Origin of the sequence: Herminiimonas fonticola (genome assembly GCF_003293745.1) — a bacterium.
In the GTDB taxonomy this organism is placed as follows: Bacteria; Pseudomonadota; Gammaproteobacteria; order Burkholderiales; family Burkholderiaceae_D; genus Oxalicibacterium; species Oxalicibacterium fonticola.
This window is the reverse complement of record NZ_PTLZ01000001.1, coordinates 72,685-93,503: the sequence shown is the minus strand read 5'-3', so window position 1 is coordinate 93,503 and position 20,819 is coordinate 72,685. Positions and strand designations below refer to the sequence as shown.

18 protein-coding genes are annotated in these 20,819 nt (G+C 53.3%); 6 read left to right on the top strand and 12 right to left on the bottom strand.

Annotated elements, in window-relative coordinates:
• Positions 1-108 precede the first annotated feature (108 nt).
• The 3 genes from Hfont_RS00455 to Hfont_RS00445 form a co-directional block, all read right to left on the bottom strand.
• On the bottom strand, positions 109-585 hold the full coding sequence (locus Hfont_RS00455) for a Smg family protein (protein WP_112990304.1): 477 nt from the start codon (positions 583-585) through the stop codon (positions 109-111).
• A 256-nt stretch (positions 586-841) separates the two neighbouring features.
• A complete protein-coding gene (dprA, locus tag Hfont_RS00450; RefSeq protein WP_112990303.1) occupies positions 842-1,960 on the bottom strand; it encodes a DNA-processing protein DprA in 1,119 nt (372 codons plus the stop codon).
• 123 nt (positions 1,961-2,083) lie between these two features.
• Positions 2,084-3,184 (bottom strand): LysM peptidoglycan-binding domain-containing protein, encoded by a 1,101-nt coding sequence (locus Hfont_RS00445; RefSeq protein ID WP_162845848.1) that lies wholly within the window; start codon positions 3,182-3,184, stop codon positions 2,084-2,086.
• Positions 3,185-3,359: 175 nt separating this feature from the next.
• Between Hfont_RS00445 and def the strand changes: the two genes are divergently transcribed.
• Both def and fmt read left to right on the top strand, forming a co-directional pair.
• Entirely contained in the window at positions 3,360-3,890 is a 531-nt protein-coding gene (gene def, locus Hfont_RS00440; protein WP_112990301.1) for a peptide deformylase, read from the top strand.
• Between the two features lie 91 nt (positions 3,891-3,981).
• Positions 3,982-4,935, top strand: a complete 954-nt coding sequence (fmt, locus tag Hfont_RS00435; protein WP_112990300.1) for a methionyl-tRNA formyltransferase — start codon at positions 3,982-3,984, stop codon at positions 4,933-4,935.
• A gap of 87 nt (positions 4,936-5,022) precedes the next feature.
• Here the strand turns inward: fmt and Hfont_RS00430 are convergent, their stop codons facing one another.
• Positions 5,023-5,490, bottom strand: coding sequence for an Lrp/AsnC family transcriptional regulator (locus Hfont_RS00430; RefSeq protein ID WP_112990299.1), 468 nt, complete (start codon positions 5,488-5,490; stop codon positions 5,023-5,025).
• A gap of 128 nt (positions 5,491-5,618) precedes the next feature.
• On the opposite strand from Hfont_RS00430, the gene rocD reads away from it, so the two are divergent.
• From rocD to metH, 3 genes are all read left to right on the top strand, one after another.
• Positions 5,619-6,845 carry an ornithine--oxo-acid transaminase gene (rocD, locus tag Hfont_RS00425; protein WP_112990298.1) on the top strand — a complete coding sequence of 409 codons (1,227 nt, stop codon included), beginning with the start codon at positions 5,619-5,621 and terminating at the stop codon, positions 6,843-6,845.
• Positions 6,842-7,726, top strand: coding sequence for a dimethylarginine dimethylaminohydrolase family protein (locus Hfont_RS00420; RefSeq protein WP_241522969.1), 885 nt, complete (start codon positions 6,842-6,844; stop codon positions 7,724-7,726). The genes rocD and Hfont_RS00420 overlap by 4 nt, the downstream gene beginning before the upstream one ends.
• Positions 7,727-7,900: 174 nt before the next feature.
• Positions 7,901-11,677 (top strand): methionine synthase, encoded by a 3,777-nt coding sequence (gene metH, locus Hfont_RS00415; RefSeq protein ID WP_112990297.1) that lies wholly within the window; start codon positions 7,901-7,903, stop codon positions 11,675-11,677.
• 91 nt (positions 11,678-11,768) lie between these two features.
• On the opposite strand, the gene Hfont_RS00410 is transcribed toward metH, so the two are convergent.
• Positions 11,769-12,536, bottom strand: a complete 768-nt coding sequence (locus tag Hfont_RS00410) for a class II glutamine amidotransferase (protein WP_112990296.1) — start codon at positions 12,534-12,536, stop codon at positions 11,769-11,771.
• A 256-nt stretch (positions 12,537-12,792) separates the two neighbouring features.
• On the opposite strand from Hfont_RS00410, the gene Hfont_RS00405 reads away from it, so the two are divergent.
• A complete protein-coding gene (locus Hfont_RS00405) occupies positions 12,793-14,004 on the top strand; it encodes an alpha-D-ribose 1-methylphosphonate 5-triphosphate diphosphatase (protein WP_112990295.1) in 1,212 nt (403 codons plus the stop codon).
• A 40-nt stretch (positions 14,005-14,044) separates the two neighbouring features.
• Here Hfont_RS00405 and trmB read toward each other — a convergent pair whose 3' ends face one another.
• The 7 genes from trmB to rsmB form a co-directional block, all read right to left on the bottom strand.
• Positions 14,045-14,713, bottom strand: coding sequence for a tRNA (guanine(46)-N(7))-methyltransferase TrmB (trmB, locus tag Hfont_RS00400; protein ID WP_112990294.1), 669 nt, complete (start codon positions 14,711-14,713; stop codon positions 14,045-14,047).
• A gap of 160 nt (positions 14,714-14,873) precedes the next feature.
• Positions 14,874-15,131, bottom strand: coding sequence for a BTH_I0359 family protein (locus Hfont_RS00395; protein WP_112990293.1), 258 nt, complete (start codon positions 15,129-15,131; stop codon positions 14,874-14,876).
• A 182-nt stretch (positions 15,132-15,313) separates the two neighbouring features.
• Complete coding sequence (locus Hfont_RS00390) at positions 15,314-15,679, bottom strand: GTPase (protein WP_112990292.1); 366 nt, start codon at positions 15,677-15,679, stop codon at positions 15,314-15,316.
• Positions 15,676-16,398, bottom strand: coding sequence for a response regulator (locus Hfont_RS00385; RefSeq protein WP_112990291.1), 723 nt, complete (start codon positions 16,396-16,398; stop codon positions 15,676-15,678). Before Hfont_RS00385 ends, Hfont_RS00390 begins: the two co-directional genes overlap by 4 nt.
• A gap of 59 nt (positions 16,399-16,457) precedes the next feature.
• Positions 16,458-18,761 (bottom strand): sensor histidine kinase, encoded by a 2,304-nt coding sequence (locus tag Hfont_RS00380; RefSeq protein ID WP_112990290.1) that lies wholly within the window; start codon positions 18,759-18,761, stop codon positions 16,458-16,460.
• The gene (locus Hfont_RS00375; RefSeq protein WP_421800972.1) at positions 18,758-19,342 is read right to left on the bottom strand and encodes a DUF4390 domain-containing protein; all 585 of its coding nucleotides are present in this window, start codon (positions 19,340-19,342) and stop codon (positions 18,758-18,760) included. The genes Hfont_RS00380 and Hfont_RS00375 overlap by 4 nt, the downstream gene beginning before the upstream one ends.
• A gap of 42 nt (positions 19,343-19,384) precedes the next feature.
• Positions 19,385-20,701 carry a 16S rRNA (cytosine(967)-C(5))-methyltransferase RsmB gene (gene rsmB / locus Hfont_RS00370; RefSeq protein WP_112990288.1) on the bottom strand — a complete coding sequence of 439 codons (1,317 nt, stop codon included), beginning with the start codon at positions 20,699-20,701 and terminating at the stop codon, positions 19,385-19,387.
• Positions 20,702-20,819: the final 118 nt, after the last annotated feature.

Sequence of the window (20,819 nt, the reverse complement as noted above, 5' to 3'; positions counted from 1 at the left end):
AAAAGAGAGGCAAAAAGAGAAGTGAAGCGAAAACGGGCGGTGTTGCTGAAGTGACATGTCTGGCGGGTGAGCTTTCCCGGCCAGACATGTTTGAGGCGCTACGATTGATTAGTGCAACATCCGTGGTTCGGTATCGTCGTCATCGAGGAAGAGTTCGTCGAAGATCAGGCCGTCCGGTTCTTTACCCTGGCTCCACAAGACCATCAAGACGATGACTTTGAGCTTGTCTAGCGAGATTGGCGATTCACCCGCAGCCAAGGCGCGTTCGATGACGATTTCGCGCTGGATAGGATTGATCAGTTTGGCTGATTCCAGGAATTGGATAAAGCCTATCGCCGGGGCACCGATCACGTCGGTCTCTTGTGACACATAAATCCGGGTGCCGAACGAGAACGCCGTCTGATGCGGGTAGGAATCGGAAAATTTGTTGGTGGTTTCGGCCAATGCAGTCAGCCAACCCAGCGCTTTGGAAATTTCTTCTTCCTCAAAGCCGATGGCAGACAATTTTTTTGTCAGCGCATCCGAGTCCGGGCAGGCATCAGGCCGGTAGTAGGTTTCGTACAGATAAACTAGAACATCAAACATGGCGTCACCGTAGCGCTTGGGTTAAGACGACACCATCGCGAGTGTCGTCAGGATCGGATGCGTATGAATCACGCTCTTTACACAACGAATTACAAAGAGGTGTTACGACAGCGGCAGATCAAAGACAGCGCTTACTGTGTTCAAGGATACCCTAAAAATGCGGATGCCAACAGCGGCAGAAAATTTTGTGGCGAAGATGCGATGTCAAAGTGAGATGACAATTTTGAATGATGCGGGTTTGATAATTGTGTAGGGATTAATCCATGCGACGATACAGGCCACCTGGCAACATCTCCAGCATGCCATTCATCTCTAGCATCAGCAGTTGGCTGTTTAACGTTGCGATGTCGAGTTGGCAACGCGTTGCTAATGTATCTGCATCAACTGGATCGAAACCCAATGCGTGCAAGAGCAGCGCAGATTGTGCATCGGGTGCGCTTGCTGCAGAAATTGGCGCTGTTGAAGTGACAACTGACATGTACTTTAATTCTTCCAGAATATCCTGTGCCGATTCCACCAGCTTGGCACCTTGCTTGATCAACTGATGGCAACCTTTCGATAGCGGCGAATGGATAGAGCCGGGGATCGCAAACATATCGCGTCCTTGGTCTGCCGCCATGCGCGCAGTGATCAGTGATCCGGATTGCAATGCCGCTTCGACGACCAGTACGCCACGCGCCAAACCGCTGATGATGCGATTGCGACGCGGGAAGTTGGAGGCAATCGCCGGCATGCCGAGCGGATATTCGCTGAGTATGCAACCGGCTTCGGCGATTTGATGCGCGAGCGAACGATTGCGCGCTGGATAAACAAGATCGGCGCCGGTACCGATGACGGCGATGGTAGAGCCGGCAGTTGGTATTTGTTTCATGGGCAGCATGCCGCCACGATGCGCCGCCGTGTCTATGCCCAAGGCCATGCCTGACACTATGCTTAATCCAGCCAGGCTTAATGCTTCAGAAAATTTTTCTGCATTGACGATGCCTTGTGCTGTGGCATTGCGGCTGCCGACGACGGCGAGCGACGGGCGCGATAATAGAGCCACGCGACCTTTGGCGTACAACAAGATGGGGGGATCGGAAATTTCCAGCAAGGCCGGCGGATAGTCGGCGTCGGCCAGCGTCAATACGTGATTGTCGGGCTGCGCTGCCCAGATCTGTGTTTGTTCTATCAGTGCGCTGACGGTTTCGGATACGGGCGCCAGCAATGCATGCGCGATGCGATCAGGGACGACTTGCTGCAGTGCAGAGAATCCTGCGCTGAAGATGTTTTCCGGCAGGCCGAATGCGATGAGCAGCTTGCGTGCGGTATCGGGACCGACACCGACGGTTTGTTCCAGCCGCAACCAGCTTGCGAGATCGTCTGGCGCCGGCATTATGCGAGTACCGCGCGACGAATCTTGAGCAAAAATGAAAACCGGCCCTGCACGTTCAGCATCAATTCACTTAATGGTAAGCGCATGATGTGACGCGTCAGTGCCGGAAGATGAAGGTCTTAATTATTCAGGAGATCTGGCGACGTCTGCGATTTGTACGGTATCGGTAACTTGCATCACCAGTCCGTACGAAATATTGTTGAAGACGCGGAAGATCAACAGCGTGCCATAGGTTTCATCCGGCAATTTGATCAAGCCGCGGCCATTGCCTGCGGTGCGATCTGCAGTCAAGATGCCCAGCCGTTGCAATTCGAGCACGGTACCGATATCGAGGCCATCCTTGCTGCCACGATTGATCGATACAATTTGATTTTGCCCTGCTTGTGACACGCCACCATACACGGCCACGATTTGCGCATCGACCTGTTGTTCAGGTGCGTGCGGAACTTGGTTCATGAAAGGTTTAGGCTCAACTGCGATCAGACGATCACGCACGCCCATTTCTTCCTTGACGTTGGTCACGGTGAACGTGTGCGGGACGTTATCGACATTGCTCAAACGTTGCAATTTCAAGGTGCCCAGATAGACGGATTCATAGCCGATGATTTTTTTGGTGGCAGGATCCGTCAATGGTTTGCCTGGGCGGAATGCCTCGAATTCGGTACGGCCGTTCAATTCACCGCGTACATAAGCTTTATCGCCATTGCCGAGATAGACGTGGCCTTCTTGCACGGCGACGATGCGTGGCGCGTTGTTCAATTCATTTTCTTCAACAATCAGAGGCTTCGTCAAAAATTGTTGAATTGCCGACAAGTTGACGGTGGAAATCGCCTCTGAAACCGCTTCTGTCGAGCGTACTTGTGGCGACAGGCGCACGGTCGATGTATCGTTGTTACCGCTGCCAGCACCTCGACCCAGGCGTAATTTTCCGGCTGCACGGTCAAAATAGATAACTTGTCCCGGATAAATCCAGTGCGGATTGCGTATCTGGTCGCGATTCAAATCCCAAACTTGCGGCCAGCACCATGGCTTCTGCAGAAACTTTCCCGAAATATCCCACAAGGTATCGCCGCGCACGACCACATGCTGATCGGGAGCGTTAGGCAAAAACGCGCAGCTTGTTTTGCCGGCGACTGCTTTTGTCGGCGTTTGAGCATAGGTGCTGGCGGGCAAAACGACGGATGAGAAAGCGAGTAATAGTGCAGCTGTGCTAAAATTTTTCATGGTTTGTCCGGTGAGCTTGACTAATTGTGACGCCATTACTGTGCTGCTGCATGTTGTGAGTGAAATAACACATTCGTCAAAAAACTTGCTAAATTGAATCAAATTTTGCACATAAATCCTTGAAGTAGCAAGGAAACCACGCTGTTAACCTGCCGCCTTGTTGCGCAAAAGCTGTATGTCCATATTAAATATTCTGCGTTACCCCGATTCACGGCTGCATAAAATTGCCAAGCCGGTCACCGTATTCGATGCCCGCATCAAGACCCTGGTCGCCGATATGGCGGAAACCATGTATGACGCGCCTGGCGTTGGCCTAGCCGCGTCGCAAGTCGACGTGCATGAGCAGGTGATCGTGATTGATACCTCGGAAACACATTCCGAGCTGCGTGCCTATATCAATCCCGAGCTGATCTGGGTCAGTCCGGAAATGCAGGTCTACGAAGAAGGTTGCCTGTCCGTTCCCGGCATCTACGATGGCGTCGAGCGACATGCCAAGGTCACGGTGCGCGCCTACGATGCAGATGGCACACAGTTCGAGCTGGAAGCCGAAGGCTTGTTGGCCGTATGTATCCAGCACGAAATGGATCACCTGAAAGGCAAGGTATTCGTTGAATACCTGTCGCCGCTGAAGCGCAATCGCATCAAGACCAAGATGCTGAAAGAAGAGCGCGAGTTGAATCGTCACAACAAGGTGGCGCAGCGCTGAGATGTGACTGCGGCTCGCTCGCGCAGGACTGAATAGTCTAAGGTAGTCGTATGGTTTCTCATTCTGCGTCTGCCGTACTACAATTCATTCCATGAAAATCATATTTGCCGGTACGCCGGAATTTGCGGCCGTTGCATTGGCAGCCTTGCACGCGGCCGGCTTCGAGATTCCGCTCGTCTTGACGCAGCCGGATCGCCCCGCAGGTCGTGGCATGCAGTTGCATGCATCCGCCGTTAAACAGTTTGCGCTGGCGCACAACATTCCGGTGGCACAACCGATCTCTTTGCGGCTCGATGGAAAATATCCTGATATCGCACAAGAAGCGCATGATCTGCTGCGCGCTACGCCGCACGATGTAATGGTGGTGGCGGCGTATGGTTTGATCCTGCCGCAATCGGTGCTGGATATTCCGCCGCTGGGCTGCCTGAATATTCACGCTTCATTGTTGCCGCGCTGGCGCGGCGCGGCGCCGATTCATAGAGCGATTGAAGTTGGCGACGAGGAAACCGGCGTCACCATCATGCAGATGGAATTGGGTTTGGATACCGGACCGATGTTGCTGATGCAAAGTTTGCCGATTGCGGCTGACGATACCACTGCGAGCTTGCACGACAAGCTCGCCAAGCTGGGTGGTGAAATGATCGTTGATGCCTTGCGCAAACTGGAGCAAGGTGGCCTGACCGCCACGCCGCAACCGGAGATTGGTGCTAACTACGCTGCGAAAATTGCCAAGGAAGAAGCCACGCTGGATCTCAAGCAATCAGCGCAGGAGCTGGCGCGCAAGATACGTGCGTTTAATCCCTTCCCCGGAGCGATGGGGGTGTGCAATGGCACACCGGTCAAGTTCTGGCAGGCAGAAGTACTGGAATCTTCCGATCAGTGGCAAGCCGGTCAGGTTATTTCGGCCAATGCACATGATGGTGTGGTGATTGCCTGCGGCACCGGCGCCTTGCGCGTGACGGAATTGCAAAAGCCGGGCGGCAAGCGCTTGCCGGCAGCGGAATTTCTGAAGGGCTTTGCGCTGGAAGATAAGCGTTTTCAGTGAGTCTCTCTGGCCAAGTTCTTGCGGATATCGCCGTCTTGTTCGACAGGAAATGTGCGATAAGCGCGGCAGGCTATCAGAATAAAATTTTTAACCCGGCAACGGTAAGGGACTGGCTGGCTTGATTTCTTCCAGGCAGACCATAGAGCGCACCCCAGCCACGCCAGGCACTTGCATCAAGCGATCGGTCAAGAAAGATGACAGCGATTTGAGATCGACGGCGACCACTTTCAGCAAATAATCGAAATCACCGGAGATGGTGTAGCACTCCAGAATCTCCGGGAATTGCCGTATCGCTTTTTCCAATTCGCGCACTTGTTTGAACTGTTCGCGCGCAATATTCAAATTCACGAAAGCAGTGACGCCGAGGCCGAGTGCAGCCGCATCGACTTGCGCGGTATAACCGCGAATCACACCTTCCTGTTCCAGTCTTTGCACCCGTCTATAGCATTGTGGTGGCGACAAATTGACGCGTTCGGACAATTCCACATTGGAGGCGCGGCCGTGGTTTTGCAGGGTTTCCAGCAGGATGCGGTCGTAGCGGTCGAATTTTTCCATAAATCTTCCCTATGCGAATGATTCGTTCACTTTACGCCTAAAAATCGTTTAATAACGCAGAAATATTTCCCGGCTTTGTCTTTATCATGTGATGGTGAATTGCATTCTTCTCGTTGAGGAGCGCTATCGTGAGCAGTCATCGCATTGCATTGGAAGATCGCTATTGCGCGCATAACTACCAGCCTTTGCCGGTCGTGCTGAGCAAGGGACTAGGCATCTGGTTGTGGGATGAAGATGGTAAGCGCTACATGGACATGATGTCCGCCTATTCCGCCGTCAGTTTTGGGCACAGCCATCCTGCACTGGTTGAAGCACTGACGCATCAGGCCGGTCAATTGGCCGTCACTTCACGTGCGTTTTATACTGACCAGCTAGGTTCGTTTTTGCAACTGTTGTGCGAGATGACCGGCATGCCGAAAGCACTGCCTATGAATAGCGGCACCGAAGCGGTGGAAACCGCTTTGAAAGCAGCGCGCAAATGGGGCTACAAAGTCAAAGGAATCCCCGATCAACAAGCCGAGATCATCGTCTGTCACGGCAACTTTGCCGGACGCACGACGACCATAGTCGGTTTTTCTTCCGAGGCGCAGTACCGCGATGGCTTCGGCCCGTTCGATGGCGGCTTCGTGACGATACCTTTCGGCGATGCGGCGGCACTGGAAGCAGCGATCACGCCACGCACGGCGGCTTTCCTGGTCGAGCCGATACAGGGCGAAGGCGGCATCATCGTGCCGCCGGATGGTTATCTGGCGCAATGTCGCGAAATCTGTACGCGTCACGATGTTTTGTTGATCTGCGATGAAGTACAAACCGGATTGGGACGCACCGGACGTTTGCTGGCTTGCGACCATGAAGGCATCAAGCCGGATGGATTGATTCTGGGCAAGGCTTTGGGTGGTGGCTTGTTGCCGGTTTCTGCCTTCCTCGCGCGACGCGATGTGATGGATGTGTTTACGCCTGGCGATCACGGCAGCACTTTCGGCGGCAATCCTTTGGCGGCGGCGGTTGGTCATGCCGCCTTGTCCTTGTTGCGCGATGGTGCATTGATTGCCGCGGCGCAGCGTCTGGGGCAACGCTTGCGCGATGGTTTGTCTGCGATACAGCATCCGGCAATATGCAGCGTGCGCGGCAAGGGTTTGTTGATAGGACTGGAACTCGATCCCAATATTATTTCGGCGCGCAACTTTTGCGAACGCTTGATGGAAGAAGGTGTGCTGTCGAAAGAAACGCATCACACCGTCGTGCGTTTTGCGCCACCGCTGATCATCAGTGCAGCAGAAATTGATGCTGCCTTGCGCATCATCGAACATGTATTCGCCACTTTGCCCACGCCACATACGGAGGATTGCACATGATGAGCAAGCATCTCGATACCTTTCTGATGTGCGCGCCTGAGCACTTTGAAGTTTCTTACATCATCAATCCGTGGATGGAAGGGAATGTGGCGCATGGTGATCACCTGACTGCGCAAGGGCAATGGCAGGAGTTGAAGCATGCCTTGCAAAGCGTGGCGCACGTTGAGTGCATGCCGGCTGCGGCTGGTGTGCCGGATATGGTGTTCACTGCGAATGGCGGTTTGGTGCTGGGCGATAAGGTGATTCTGTCTGCTTTCAAGCATGTAGAGCGACAAGCTGAAGAAGCTCATTTTTCGACTTGGTTCGCCGCGCACGACTTGCAGGTATTGCACATGCCGCATGATTTGCCATTTGAAGGTGCCGGCGATGCCTTGCTGGATCGTGGTGTCGATTTGCTGTGGTTTGGTCATGGCCATCGCTCGGACGTGGCGTGTGCACCGCTGATGGCCGATATGCTGGATATCGAAGTGCAAGCTTTGAAGCTGGTTGATCCGCGCTTCTATCATCTGGATACCTGCTTCTGTCCTTTGCAGGGCGGCTATTTGTTGTATTACGAGGATGCTTTCGACGCTGCTGCACAGGCGTGGATCGCGGCGCGTGTGCCGGTACAAAAACGCTTTGCAGTGTCTGCCGAAGATGCACTCAACTTCGCCTGCAATGCTGTCAATAGCGGCAAACACGTGTTCTTGAATCATGCGTCGACGGTCTTGCTTGCCCAATTGCAGCGCTGGGGTTTTAGCGTCCATCAGATTGCCTTGACGGAATTCATGAGGGCCGGCGGTGCAGCCAAATGTCTGACCTTGAAGATGAACGAGCCGCACACGGTCAGGTCGCGCTATGCAGCCGATGGAAATTTGCCGGAATCAGTGCTGGCGCTTTAGCAAATGGAAGGAGTCAGGGTGGATGTTGGGAAAAGGTCAAGAAGCGGCGAAAGGACAAGGGGTTTAACGTATAATTTCAGTAGTTGCATGGCCTGTCTAACCCGGCGCAGTTTGTGTCCGGGTTTTTGTATTTTTATGTGACTGAACCGATAACGAACAAATAAAGAATTTACGATGAAACGCGACGCAATTTCTCCTACCGAAACTCTCCTGCGCGACCTGATGGCGCGCCGCATCCTGATTCTGGATGGCGCGATGGGGACCATGATTCAGCAATACAAGCTGACGGAAGAGGATTATCGCGGTGAGCGTTTTGCCGATCTGGCTACCGCTGGCATTGAAGTTCCTCCCGGTAGAGAGTTGTTCGTCAAAGGCAATAACGAGTTGCTGTCCTTGACGCGTCCCGATGTGATCAGCGCGATCCATGAAGAATATCTGGCGGCCGGCGCCGATCTGATCGAGAGCAATACTTTCGGCGCGACCACCGTGGCGCAGGACGATTACCACATGGGCCATCTGGCTTATGAAATGAACGTGGCATCGGCGCGTCTTGCGCGTGCTGCATGCGACAAGTATTCGACGCCGGACAAACCACGCTTCGTCGCCGGCGCGTTGGGGCCGACACCGAAGACGGCATCGATCTCGCCGGACGTCAACGACCCTGCTGCGCGTAACGTCACCTTCGACCAATTGGTGGCTGCCTATCTGGATCAGACGCGCGGGCTGGTTGAAGGCGGCGCTGATGTGCTGCTGGTCGAAACCATTTTCGATACGCTGAACTGCAAGGCGGCCTTGTTCGCGATCGACCAGTTCTTTGAAGAGTCGGGTCAGCGTTTGCCTATCATGATTTCCGGCACCGTTACTGATGCATCGGGTCGTATCCTGTCCGGTCAAACCGTGCCTGCTTTCTGGCATTCGATTCGCCATGCGCGCCCATTGACCGTGGGTTTGAACTGCGCACTTGGCGCGGCGCTGATGCGTCCGTACGCAGAAGAATTGGCTAAGATCGCCGACACCTACGTTTGTATTTATCCGAACGCCGGTTTGCCGAATCCCATGAGCGATACCGGCTTCGATGAAACGCCGGATGTGACTTCATCCTTGCTGAAAGATTTTGCCGAGAGCGGTTTCGTCAATATCGCCGGTGGCTGTTGCGGTACCACGCCAAGTCACATACGTGCGATTGCCGAGACCGTCAAAACCATAGAGCCACGTCTGGTGCCATCGGTTGACCCGACATTGAAATTGTCGGGTCTGGAACCCTTCGTCATTGACGATCAATCGCTGTTCGTCAACGTCGGTGAACGCACCAACGTCACCGGCTCGAAAGCGTTCGCACGCTTGATCATCAACGAGCAATACGATGAAGCATTGGCCGTCGCTCGTCAGCAGGTCGAGAACGGCGCGCAAGTCATCGATATCAATATGGATGAAGCGATGCTCGATTCGCAGGCAGCGATGTCACGCTTCCTGAATCTGGTGGCGTCGGAGCCGGACATCGCGCGCGTACCTATCATGATCGATTCGTCGAAGTGGTCGGTCATCGAAGCCGGTTTGAAATGCGTGCAAGGCAAGGCGATCGTCAACTCGATTTCGATGAAAGAAGGCGAAGAAAAATTCCTGCATGAAGCCAAGTTGTGCCGTCGTTATGGCGCCGCCGTGATCGTGATGGCCTTTGATGAAAAAGGTCAGGCCGATACCTTCGAGCGCAAGATAGAAATCTGCGAACGCGCCTACAAGCTGCTGATCAAGGAAGTCGATTTTCCGCCGGAAGACATCATTTTCGATCCGAACATTTTCGCGATCGCAACCGGTATTGAAGAACACAATAACTACGCAGTTGATTTCATCAATGCGGTACGCTGGATCAAAGAGAATCTGCCGCACGCAAAAATCAGTGGCGGCGTGTCGAACGTCAGCTTCAGCTTCCGTGGCAATGACCCGGCGCGCGAAGCGATCCATACCGTGTTCCTGTATCACGCGATCAAGGCCGGCATGACGATGGGTATCGTCAACGCCGGTATGGTTGGCGTCTACGACAATCTGCCAGCAGAGCTGAAAGAGCGTGTCGAAGACGTGGTATTGAATCGCCGCGAAGATGCGACCGAGCGCATGATCGAAATTGCCGCGACGCTGAAAGCTGGCGACAAGAAGGAAGAAGCCACGCTCGAATGGCGCAGCGGCACCGTGCAGCAACGTTTGGCGCATGCGTTGGTGCAAGGCATCACACAATGGATAGTCGAAGACACCGAAGAAGCGCGGCAGGAATTGCTGGGCAATGGAGGTCGTCCTATCCACGTGATCGAAGGTCCACTGATGGATGGCATGAACATCGTCGGCGATCTGTTCGGTCAGGGCAAAATGTTTTTGCCGCAAGTGGTGAAATCCGCGCGCGTGATGAAGCAGGCGGTTGCGCATCTGATTCCATTCATCGAGGAAGAGAAGCGTCTGTTGCAGGAACAAACAGGTGTCGTCAGCAAGCCGAAAGGCAAGATCGTCATCGCGACGGTCAAGGGCGACGTGCATGACATTGGCAAGAACATCGTATCGGTGGTCCTGCAATGTAATAACTTTGAAGTCGTCAACATGGGCGTGATGGTGCCGTGCTCGGAAATCCTTGCGAAGGCGAAAGAGGAGAACGCCGATATCATCGGCCTCTCAGGTTTGATCACGCCGTCACTGGAAGAAATGGCTTACGTCGCGAAGGAAATGCAACGCGACGAATACTTCCGTGGTTTGAAAATGCCCTTGCTGATAGGCGGCGCGACCACCAGCCGCGCGCATACCGCCGTCAAGATCGCGCATAACTACGATGGCCCTGTCGTCTACGTGCCGGATGCTTCGCGTTCGGTGTCGGTTGCACAATCGCTGCTGACGCCGGAAAGTCGCGATGAATACATCGCCGAGATCGCCACCGATTACGAACGCATACGCGTACAGCATGCGAACAAGAAAGCTGTGCCTATGCTGACTTTGGCTGATGCACGGAAAAATAAAATGAAACTGGATTTCACCGGCAAGAGCGCGCCGGTCAAGCCCAAGTTTATCGGCCGTCGCGTATTCAAGAATGTTGATCTGGCGACCATCGCGCAATACATCGATTGGGGTCCGTTTTTCCAGACCTGGGATCTTGCAGGGCCGTATCCGGCGATTTTGACGGATGAAGTTGTCGGCGATGCAGCGACCAAAGTGTTTGCTGAAGGCCAAGCCTTGCTGAAAAAAATTATCGATGGCCGCTGGCTGACGGCGAATGGTGTGATTGCACTATTGCCGGCGAATACGGTGAATGACGATGACATCGAAATCTATACGGATGAAACGCGTACCGAAGTTGCCTTTACTTATTACGGTTTGCGTCAGCAAACCGTCAAACCGGTGATCGATGGCGTGCAGCGTCCTAATCAATGTCTGGCTGATTTCATTGCGCCTAAATCGTCAGGTGTAGCGGATTACATAGGCTTGTTTGCGGTGACCACCGGTCTCGGTATTGAAAAATACGAGAAGCGTTTTGAAGATGCCTACGATGATTATTCATCGATCATGCTGAAGTCCTTGGCTGATCGTTTGGCGGAAGCATTTGCCGAGCATCTACATGAGCGTGTGCGTAAGGATTTGTGGGGTTATGCACCGGATGAGTCGCTGGATAATGAAGCGATGATCAAGGAAGAGTACCTTGGCATACGTCCGGCACCGGGCTACCCTGCATGTCCGGAACATACGGTAAAAATTGATATGTTCAAGACGCTGCAGGCAGAAGAAATCGGCATGATGCTGACTGAATCGTTCGCCATGTTCCCGGGCGCAGCGGTATCCGGTTTTTATTTCGGGCATCCGGAAGCAAAGTACTTCGTCGTTGGCAAGATTGGCGACGATCAGGTGAATGATATGGTGCAACGCCGTGGCGCATCTAAGGAAGATGTAGAGCGCTGGTTGGCACCGAATTTATCCTGAACGCGACATACGTTCGCGATGCTTCAATAAAAAAAGCTGCAAGATTTCTTGCAGCTTTTTTTATGCCCTCGATCAGGGTAATCTGAAGAGCTTAAGGCAGCGGCAAGCCGTCGATAAACACTTTCAATTCACCGGTCTTGAATGGAATCCACGTTTCATTCGTGGTCAACGGCGCGGTAACGATGATTGCGACGCGATCGTTCGGTGTCGTCACTTCTGAAAAATCCACTTTCATGTCCTCATCGCACAGCGCTGCTTCGGCGAATGGATACTGGCGCACGATGTAATGCAGATTTGTCGAGCAATGCGCAAATAATGCCGTGCCGTCCGACAGCATCATATTGAAGGTGCCGTGAGACGCGATCTCGCTGCACAGCGTTTCAATCGCAGCGGTCATCTGCGGCAGTGTCGGCAAGGCATCGTCAAAGCGGCGACGTAATTCCTGCAGGATGTAGCAGAACGCTACCTCACTATCGGTGGTGCCTACCGGCTGGTATGAGCCATTTAATTCTGGATTGAAATCCTTCAGGTCGCCGTTGTGCGCGAAGACAAAATAGCGCCCCCATAACTCACGCACGAATGGATGGCAGTTTTCCAATGCAACGCGGCCTTGGGTTGCCTTGCGGATGTGAGAAATGACGTTTTTCGATTTGATCGGGAAACGTCGTATCAACTCCGCAACCGGTGACTCGATTGCCGACTGGTGGTCGACGAAATGGCGCACGCCTGCACCTTCAAAAAAGGCGATGCCCCAACCGTCATTGTGAATATCGGTTCTACCACCGCGTGTTGCAAAGCCGGTGAAGCTGAACACGATATCGGTGGGAACATTGCAATTCATTCCGAGAAGCTGACACATGTGTTTCCGTAATTATTCGTTAGGCAAAGCGGGTAGCTTTTTTGTTGAAACAGGATTTCCAACACAGTATCACGACTCGCCCCCTCGTTTATCCTTCGCTCAGTATTCCTGCCAGAGCCGGCGCTTGATTATCTGTCGCGTTTTGCGCATAAAACTGCGAAATATGACGCGCATGCCCGGCTGAAATTGAAATGTCAAAGTCCGGTCATAATCGGCAACTAGCATGAGCTCAATCAACTTATCCAACAGGTGACTTATGAGCGTGCGAAATTTACTGATTCAGGGTGGTACCAGCCTCGTGCAAAATGCGCAGGGCGAAACTAACTGGAGCACCAAGGCGATTGCGACTTCGCATGCCTGCATCGACAGCATTGCGGCCGCATCGAATGATGTTGCACGTCAGCCTACGGTGTTCGATGCCGGTGGTTTGCTGGTGTTGCCGGGCATGGTTGATATTCATGGCGATGCGTTCGAGCGTCAATTGCAGCCACGGCCAGACACTTTCTTTTCCCACGATATTGCACTGGCGGATACGGACCGACAATTGGTCGCCAACGGCATCACCACCGCTTGTCATGGTCTGACTTATTCGTGGGAAGGTGGTTTGCGCGGCCGTGAATCGGCCATCGCCCTGCTGGAACAAGTAGCGCGTCAGCGCAAGACGGCGCACGCCGACCATCGTATCCATCTGCGGTTTGAAAATCATCATATCGACGGTCTGGCTGATGCATTGCAGTGGATACATCAGGGCCGCATTGATTTCTTTGCATTCAATGAACACCTGCCGGCTATTGCAGAAAAATCCTTGTTGCCGGAAAAGCTGGCAGCTTACAGCGAGCGCGCTCGTTGCGACACGAACACATATCTGCGGCGTTTGAAAAAAGCGCAGGAGCGTGCAGACCAAGTGCCGTACGTCATTGCGACCTTGGCCAAAGCTTGCATCACACGCGGTGTGCCTATGGCCTCGCATGAGGATCAGACATTTTCGCAACGTGAACGCTATCAGGAACTGGGTGTGACCATCAGCGAATTCCCGCGTACACAGGAAGCCTTGCTGACGGCGATGGGTTTAGGTAATCAAGTGGTCATGGGTGCGCCTAATGTATTGTTAGGCGGCAGTCATTGCGGCAACCTGGCAACCGAAGATGCGGTGAGGAGTGGCATGTGCGACATGCTGGCTTCCGATTATTATTATCCGGCTATGCTGCATGCGCCCTTCAAACTTGCACATCTGGGTTTGTGCACGCTGGCGCAAGCATGGTGTCTGGTGGCGCAAAACCCGGCGCGTGTATTGGGGCTGGAAGATCGCGGACATATCCGTAATGGCGGCCGCGCCGACATGATCATGGTGGAAGTCTCGGCCGCAGGCACGGCACGCTTGGTGGCGACGATTGCTGCCGGCAAGATTGCCTACTGCGCCGATCCTGCGCGCTTGCATATATCACATCCGTATGAATTGGCGGCCTGACATCATGTAGTTGATGTGTCGTTTTATGATGCTGTCTGAGCTACGCAAGTTGTATCTGACAGCACCACAAGTCGTGCCCGGAAGCTTGATACTTTTGCTCGAACGGTGTCATTGCCTGTTCCGGCACATATGGCAGACAACTTACTTCCTGCCGTGTTACTTGCATCAACGCCTTACTGAATTCTTCAATGTAAATACGCCAGTTGCTACGGCATTCAAGCGCGCCGCCTAGTGCGACTATCGTTGGGAAAATGGCGTGTCCATGCCAACGTCGTGCCAGATGTCCTATCTTCGGCCATGGGTTCGGATACAGAATGTAATGACGCTCCAGCTGTATCCCGCTTTGCAATAACAAGCGCCAGTAATCCACCAGATCTGCACGTACCCACGTGAAGTTTTGCGGCATGGCTTGTGGCCATTGCGTATTGCGTGCAATGCGGTCTGCAGACTGATCGACACCGATCACATAATGGTCGGGGAATTGCGTCGCCAGATGCAAAGTGGATAGGCCGACGCCACATGCAGCATCGAGAATCAAGGGCTTGGCACCTGCAGCTCGCCAGATGGCGATGCTGCTTTCGAAAGCAGTGCGATTGTAATCAGTGATGGGTTTTTGAAACGGATGGGTAAGGTGTTTTGCCAGCAGTGCGTTCAGATCTTTGTGAACGTCGCTTTGGCTGCTGCTGATTTGATAAGAGTTCGCGCGCATCGCGATAGAACGGAAAAAGTAAATTGAGGAATGAGGATGGTGTTGTCCCGAATGATAAATGAAAGTCAGTCGAGTCAGTCAGGGAATCAGGCAAACAAAAAAACGATCCCCGCGGGGATCGCTTATTGCAGATTTAAAAACGCAGACGCAAAACGTGTTGTTAGTGAAAGACGACGGCCTGACTCATGAATGAATCATAGTTGCCAAGAAAATCATCGATCTCTTCCACGCTGGGTTCGGTGGCAATTAAATCCTTCACTTCGCGGCGAAATGATTCTGCCAGCGCACCGGCGATAAATACTTCGCGCTTGGAAGGTTTATCCATGATTTCATAACCACCGAAACGCAATGCATCCTGATCGGCATCCGCGCCGAATTCCACTACGCTGTATTGATCGCTGTTGTAGATAACGTTCATATGAATCTCCTGTTGCCAAGGCAATGAAAATCATTGCATTGATAGAGAAATGGCGCAGATTGGAAAAATTTCAAGTCCTGAACCACATTCCCGGTTCATAACTTGGTAACGGCGTGTTACAGGAAATATTGAGCAGAGCTAACGATGATTAACAATGTGAGCTAAATGACATTGTTGCTTTGTTATGTGTTGCACACGATGTCGTCTGTGAACGATAGCAAATCGTCATACGGTGCCTGCGTGAGGAAGAGGCGGAGCTGTTCTATGTGTTCGCTGTTGGCGACGCTGATGTAGAGCCGTTCTGGCTTGGCGCGCAACATGCGATTCAAATGTACGCGCATGATCATGTTGCCGACGCAGCACATGCAGCCGGGGGCGATGCGGGCAACGGTCAGATTGTGACTGGACGCCAGAGTATCGAGTTCGCTGCTGCCGTCGGGCAGGCCTTCGAGAATGATCGCGGTCTGCAGGTTGCTGTCGATGCTGCTGAGAATGACGGCTTCGCGATCTTTAGCCCGCGCGCCCATCACCAGGGACGTCAGTGTCATAGCCCTTTTTTTGCAATCTTGCCGGGTTCAACGCCTAGCTGTTTGAGTTTGCGATACAAATGGGTGCGTTCCAGTCCGGTTTTTTCCGCGACGCGTGTCATGCTGCCGCCTTCTTGCCCGAGATGATGTTCGAAGTAGGCGCGCTCGAAGGCGTCGCGTGCTTCGCGCAATGGCAATTCAAATGAAGCCGTGAAAAATTGTGTATCGGCAGACATCAGTGATACCGGAATGCTGGCCTGATAGCTGAGACCTGAGGCGGGAGACAAGTTTTTATCTGCCGACAGATGATGTGTGTGCATGTCGTTGGACGCGAGAGGTGCGCGTACCGGAATGGCGGCCACACGTGTTACTTCCTGTCCGCGTGAAATGCCTTGCTGCACGGCTTTCAAAAGCTTTTGCAGCGAGATAGGTTTCTCGAGGAAGTTGAGTGCGCCTATACGGGTCGCTTCGACGGCGGTGTCGATGGTGGCGTGACCGGACATCATGATCACCGGCATCGTCAGCAAGCCATCGCGTTGCCATTCCTTGAGCAGAGTGACGCCGTCCGTGTCCGGCATCCATATATCCAGTAAAACCAGATCAGGTTTTGCGGCTGCGCGCAGTTCCCGCGCTTGCTGAGCGTTCTCGGCTGTTGCCACGACATGCCCTTCGTCTCCCAGAATTTCGGAGAGCAATTCGCGTATTCCCATTTCGTCGTCAACAACTAGAATGTTTGCCATCTGTTCAACTCCCTCAACGTAGTGTCACCCTCTATCCATGTCCTGTAGTTCGGACCTTTTCAGGAGGATAACTTTAACAGCAAAATTGCCACTTTTGCACCATTCGTGGTGGTTCGATTTTTGATGTCGATACGCCCGCCGTGTTCTTCGATAATCTTCTTCACCATAGCAAGGCCCAGGCCAGTGCCGCGCGGTTTGGAAGTAATGTAGGGTTCAAATGCGTGGGCCAGAATCTTGGGCGAAAACCCCGGGCCATTATCGGTAATCGATAGTTGCACTGCATTACTGACAGCGCCATCCGAGCTTCGATAATGAATTTCTTCCGTAATAATATCAATACGGGCGGCTGCTTCCTTGTTTGTACGATCTGTTACGGCATCTTGCGCATTCTGCAGCAGATTGTGTATGACTTGTCGTAATTGTGTGGCGTCGCCCATGACGTGCGGCAAGCCATCGGCCAAATTAGCGTGAATGATATCGCGCTCGTCGCCGGCAAGATATAGATGCAGGATTTCTTCTATCAATGAATTCAAATCCAGCGAAGATAAAACCGCGGGCGGTGTTTTTGCATAATCGCGGAAGTCATCGACCATGCGCTTCATTGCCGTGACCTGATTGACGATGGTGGCGGTGCTGCGTTCCAGCACCTGTGCATCCGCGCCGGTTAATTTTCCTTCCAGCTTCATGTGCAGACGTTCTGCCGATAATTGAATCGGCGTCAGCGGATTTTTGATTTCATGCGCCAGCCGTCGAGCCACTTCACCCCATGCAATCGAGCGCTGGGCTGAAATTACATCCGAAATATCATCGAATACCACGACATAGCCGCTATCTCTTGCTGCGGGCAAACGCGAACCACGCGCCAGCAGCGAAATATCGTTTTCTGCTTCCGGTCCGCCCATGCGACGTGGCACTTCGATCTGATGTTGCCAATGTAAATTTTCAGTCCCGCTTCCGCCAGCTGCCGATTGCGCGCTTTGCTCCGAGAACGATTGCGTGATGACTTGTGCGAATGTGCTCAGGCCTTCAATTTCTTTGAGTGGTTTGCCTATGTGCTGGGCGAAGTCGTGTTCCAGTATGCGTTCAACCGATTCGTTGCAGGTGACGAGTTTGAAATTTCTATCCAGCACCATCACGCCCGCCGACATATTGGCGAGTACCGATTCCAGATAGCCTTTGGCGTTTTCCAGTTCGGTGCGATTTTTTTCTACCGAAGCACGCGCGTCGAATAGTTGTCGCGTCATCGTGTTGAAGGATTGCGTCAGCGTGCCGAGTTCATCCGACGTCGCAACAATCGGTCGTGGTGACAGATTGCCTTCCGCCACTGCCTTGGTTCCTTCTGCCAGTAACAGTAGCGGCTTGGCCAGATCGCTGGCAATCAGGAAGGCGCCTGCGATCGCACCGAAGATTGCCAGCAACAAGGTCAGCGTCAAGGTCACGATGTAAATTTTGCGCAAGCCGGTGCGAGCGAGATAGCGTTCCTGATATTCGCTGTAAGCCACGCGCAACGCTTCGGCATTGGTCGCCAGCTGCTCAGGTACCGGTTGCAATAATTGCAGGTAACGTGACTCGGATTGCAGGGACAAGCTCTTGCTCGGACTCGGGATGGCGACCACCACGCGCAAGCGCAGGCTGTTTGCCGGATTGGCGGCGGGTGTTGTAATCGTATTGGTTTTGGCGTCGCTGACAGAGGGGCTATTGTCCTGAAAATCGGTATTACCTTCGATGACGGCATAGCCACGTGTCAGCCTGGCCTGGCGCAACATCGCAGCGGTCGGCAGGTCGGGCAGGAGGGCACTCAATTGTGAGCCGGAACTTGCCACCATCTGACCGTTGCCGGTAACGATGACTGCTTCCTGCGACAAATTCTGATCGCGTATGCGCGACAGTTGTGTGATCTGGGTTGCGTCTGATGAGTCGGATAATTCCAGCGCCATGTTGCGGGCTTTGACGCGTAACTCATCGAGCGAAGAGTCGAGTGCGGCGCGGCCGAGATTGAGGCCGGACTCCAGCGCGGACTCAACCCGCACATCGAACCAGGATTCAATCGAGCGTGAAACGAATTGCACCGAGACTGTATAAATCACTGCGCCCGGCAAGATGCCTATCATGGCGAACAGCAATACCAGCCGCGCCATCAATTTGGAACCGAACTTGCCGCGCTTGTAGCGTTTATATAAACGTATCAGCAACAGCACAACCAGCGTCAGCAAGGCTGCGGCAACGACCGCATTGAGAATCAGCAGCCACGCATAATTTCGTTCGAACAGGTTGGAATTTTCTGACGCAGAGGCCAGCATGAACAGCAAGATACTGATAACGGCGCCGCCAACTACCAGCAAATACCGAAGTAACCTGGTCACTGCCGTTCCGCCGTGTAGATGAAGTGTTTCCAGTTCGATGTCAGGCGCCAGTCGCTGCTATTAAGTGCATGGACCTGAAACGGCTTTGGAAGCTGCGCAACGTCGAGTTGCATGCGGACCGAGACTAAATAAGTCTGGCCGACTTTCAATTCATTCCTGTCTGCGACCACCCAGCGATTCGGGCGACGCACTAAAGAAAGAGCATCGTCCAGATTGGAAAAGCTTTGTTGCAGACGACCGGTAATCGCGGCGTGATATTGGCGCGTGAGTACATTGTAGGAAATACGTATGGTTTGCGCGTCGACCACTTCTTTCGCATCAAACCAGTACCAACGCGGTTTGGTAATTTCAATCTCTGTGGTGAAGTACAGGGGAATGCCGCGATTCAGCGCATCTTCGAGTCCGCGATTCAAATCGAAGACAAAGGTCGATGACAATCGATAGCCTTCACTACTGTCTTCAAGATGCGCTTGTTCAATTTCGATGCCGTCTGCTGCGTGTGCGTTCACGAACTGCAGCGAGAACGCCAGCAGCAAGGTGGCGCATAGCCAGTAAAGGGAAATGGAAAAGTTTTGTTTCACGCGCGCGTACCGTGCAATCGTCTGATGGATTGAATAAAAAAGTTAAGCCCCGGATTTTTGAAACAATGCGTAAAACAGGCCGTCATGGTCGTTTTCCAAACTTGCGGTCGGTAACAATTGCCCAGGTGCCGGTAATCTGGTCGCATTATTGCGCACAGCAAACGCGGCTGCCTGCGCTTCCGATTCCTGCGGCCACAAGGAGCATGTCACAAATAGCAATTTACCATCCGCTCGCAGCATCTGCCAAAGGTTGTCGAGAATTTCGCCGGAAATTGTTGCAAGCTGCGCAGTATCGCTTTTGCGTCTTAGCCAGCGTATGTCGGGATGACGGCGCACGATGCCGGATGCGGTACACGGCACGTCGGCCAAAATGCGATCGAAGGGTTTGCCATCCCACCAGCTGTTATCGCTGGCGTCACCTGTCAACAAGGATGCATTCAATTGCAGGCGCTCTAGATTTTCAGTGATGCGCGACATGCGACGTTCGTCGCTATCCAGTGCAATTAGTTCGACCTTGGCGGTTTCCAGTATGTGGCCGCTTTTGCCGCCTGGCGCTGCACACGCATCCAGCACGCGCATGCCATCTTGCAGATCAAGCAAAGGTGCGGCCAGTTGGGCAGCAGCATCCTGCACGGAAACCAGACCATCGATGAAGCCGGGGATTTGACTGACCGGTGTTGCTTGCGCGAGCCGCACGGCAAAGGGGCCGATGCGGGTGGCCGCGATATCTTGTTGCGACAGCATTGCAAGGTAATCGGCTACGCTGGTTTTGCGTTGATTGACACGCAAGGTCAGTGGCGGCGCGGCGTTGCCGGATGCGAGTATTGCTTGCCAGTCTTGCGGATACGCCGAGCGCATCCGGTCTATCCACCAATCTGGATAATTCCAGACGGCCATTTGTGTGCCTGCTGCACTTTTCATTAACGCATCCCGCTCACGCAGAAAGCGACGCAGGATGGCGTTGACCATGCCTTTTGCATGCGCCATGTCTGGATCCGCAGCGGCAGCCGTCACTGCTTGATCGACTACTGTGAAATCGCTGTAACGTGCCCCTGCTGTTGCGGCTTCCGGATCGGAAATCAGTGCCAGTGAACAACACAGCAAACCATGCAAAATTGCCGGTTCGGTTTGCTTGGTCGTCATTGCATTAAGCAAAGATTCTGCGCGACCGATATGGCGCATGCAGTGATAGGAAATATCCTGAATCGCGCCGCGTGCCTGTGGCGTTGCGCTGGTTTGCGCAAAAATCCGCGCCAGCGATTGCGGCAAGGCAATGCCACGGCCAACATCGGCTACAGCTTGTGCCGCACCGTGCAGAGTAAAGGAAAGTGAATCAGGTTTTAAATGTATGGTCGCCACATTAGGTTTTCGTTAGGGCGGATATGCCGAGCGCGATGCAGTGATCGTTCAAGGTCGCTTCCTGCCTGAGCTGATTTGCAAGAATGACCATGCAATGCTCGTGATTTTCAATGTCGTG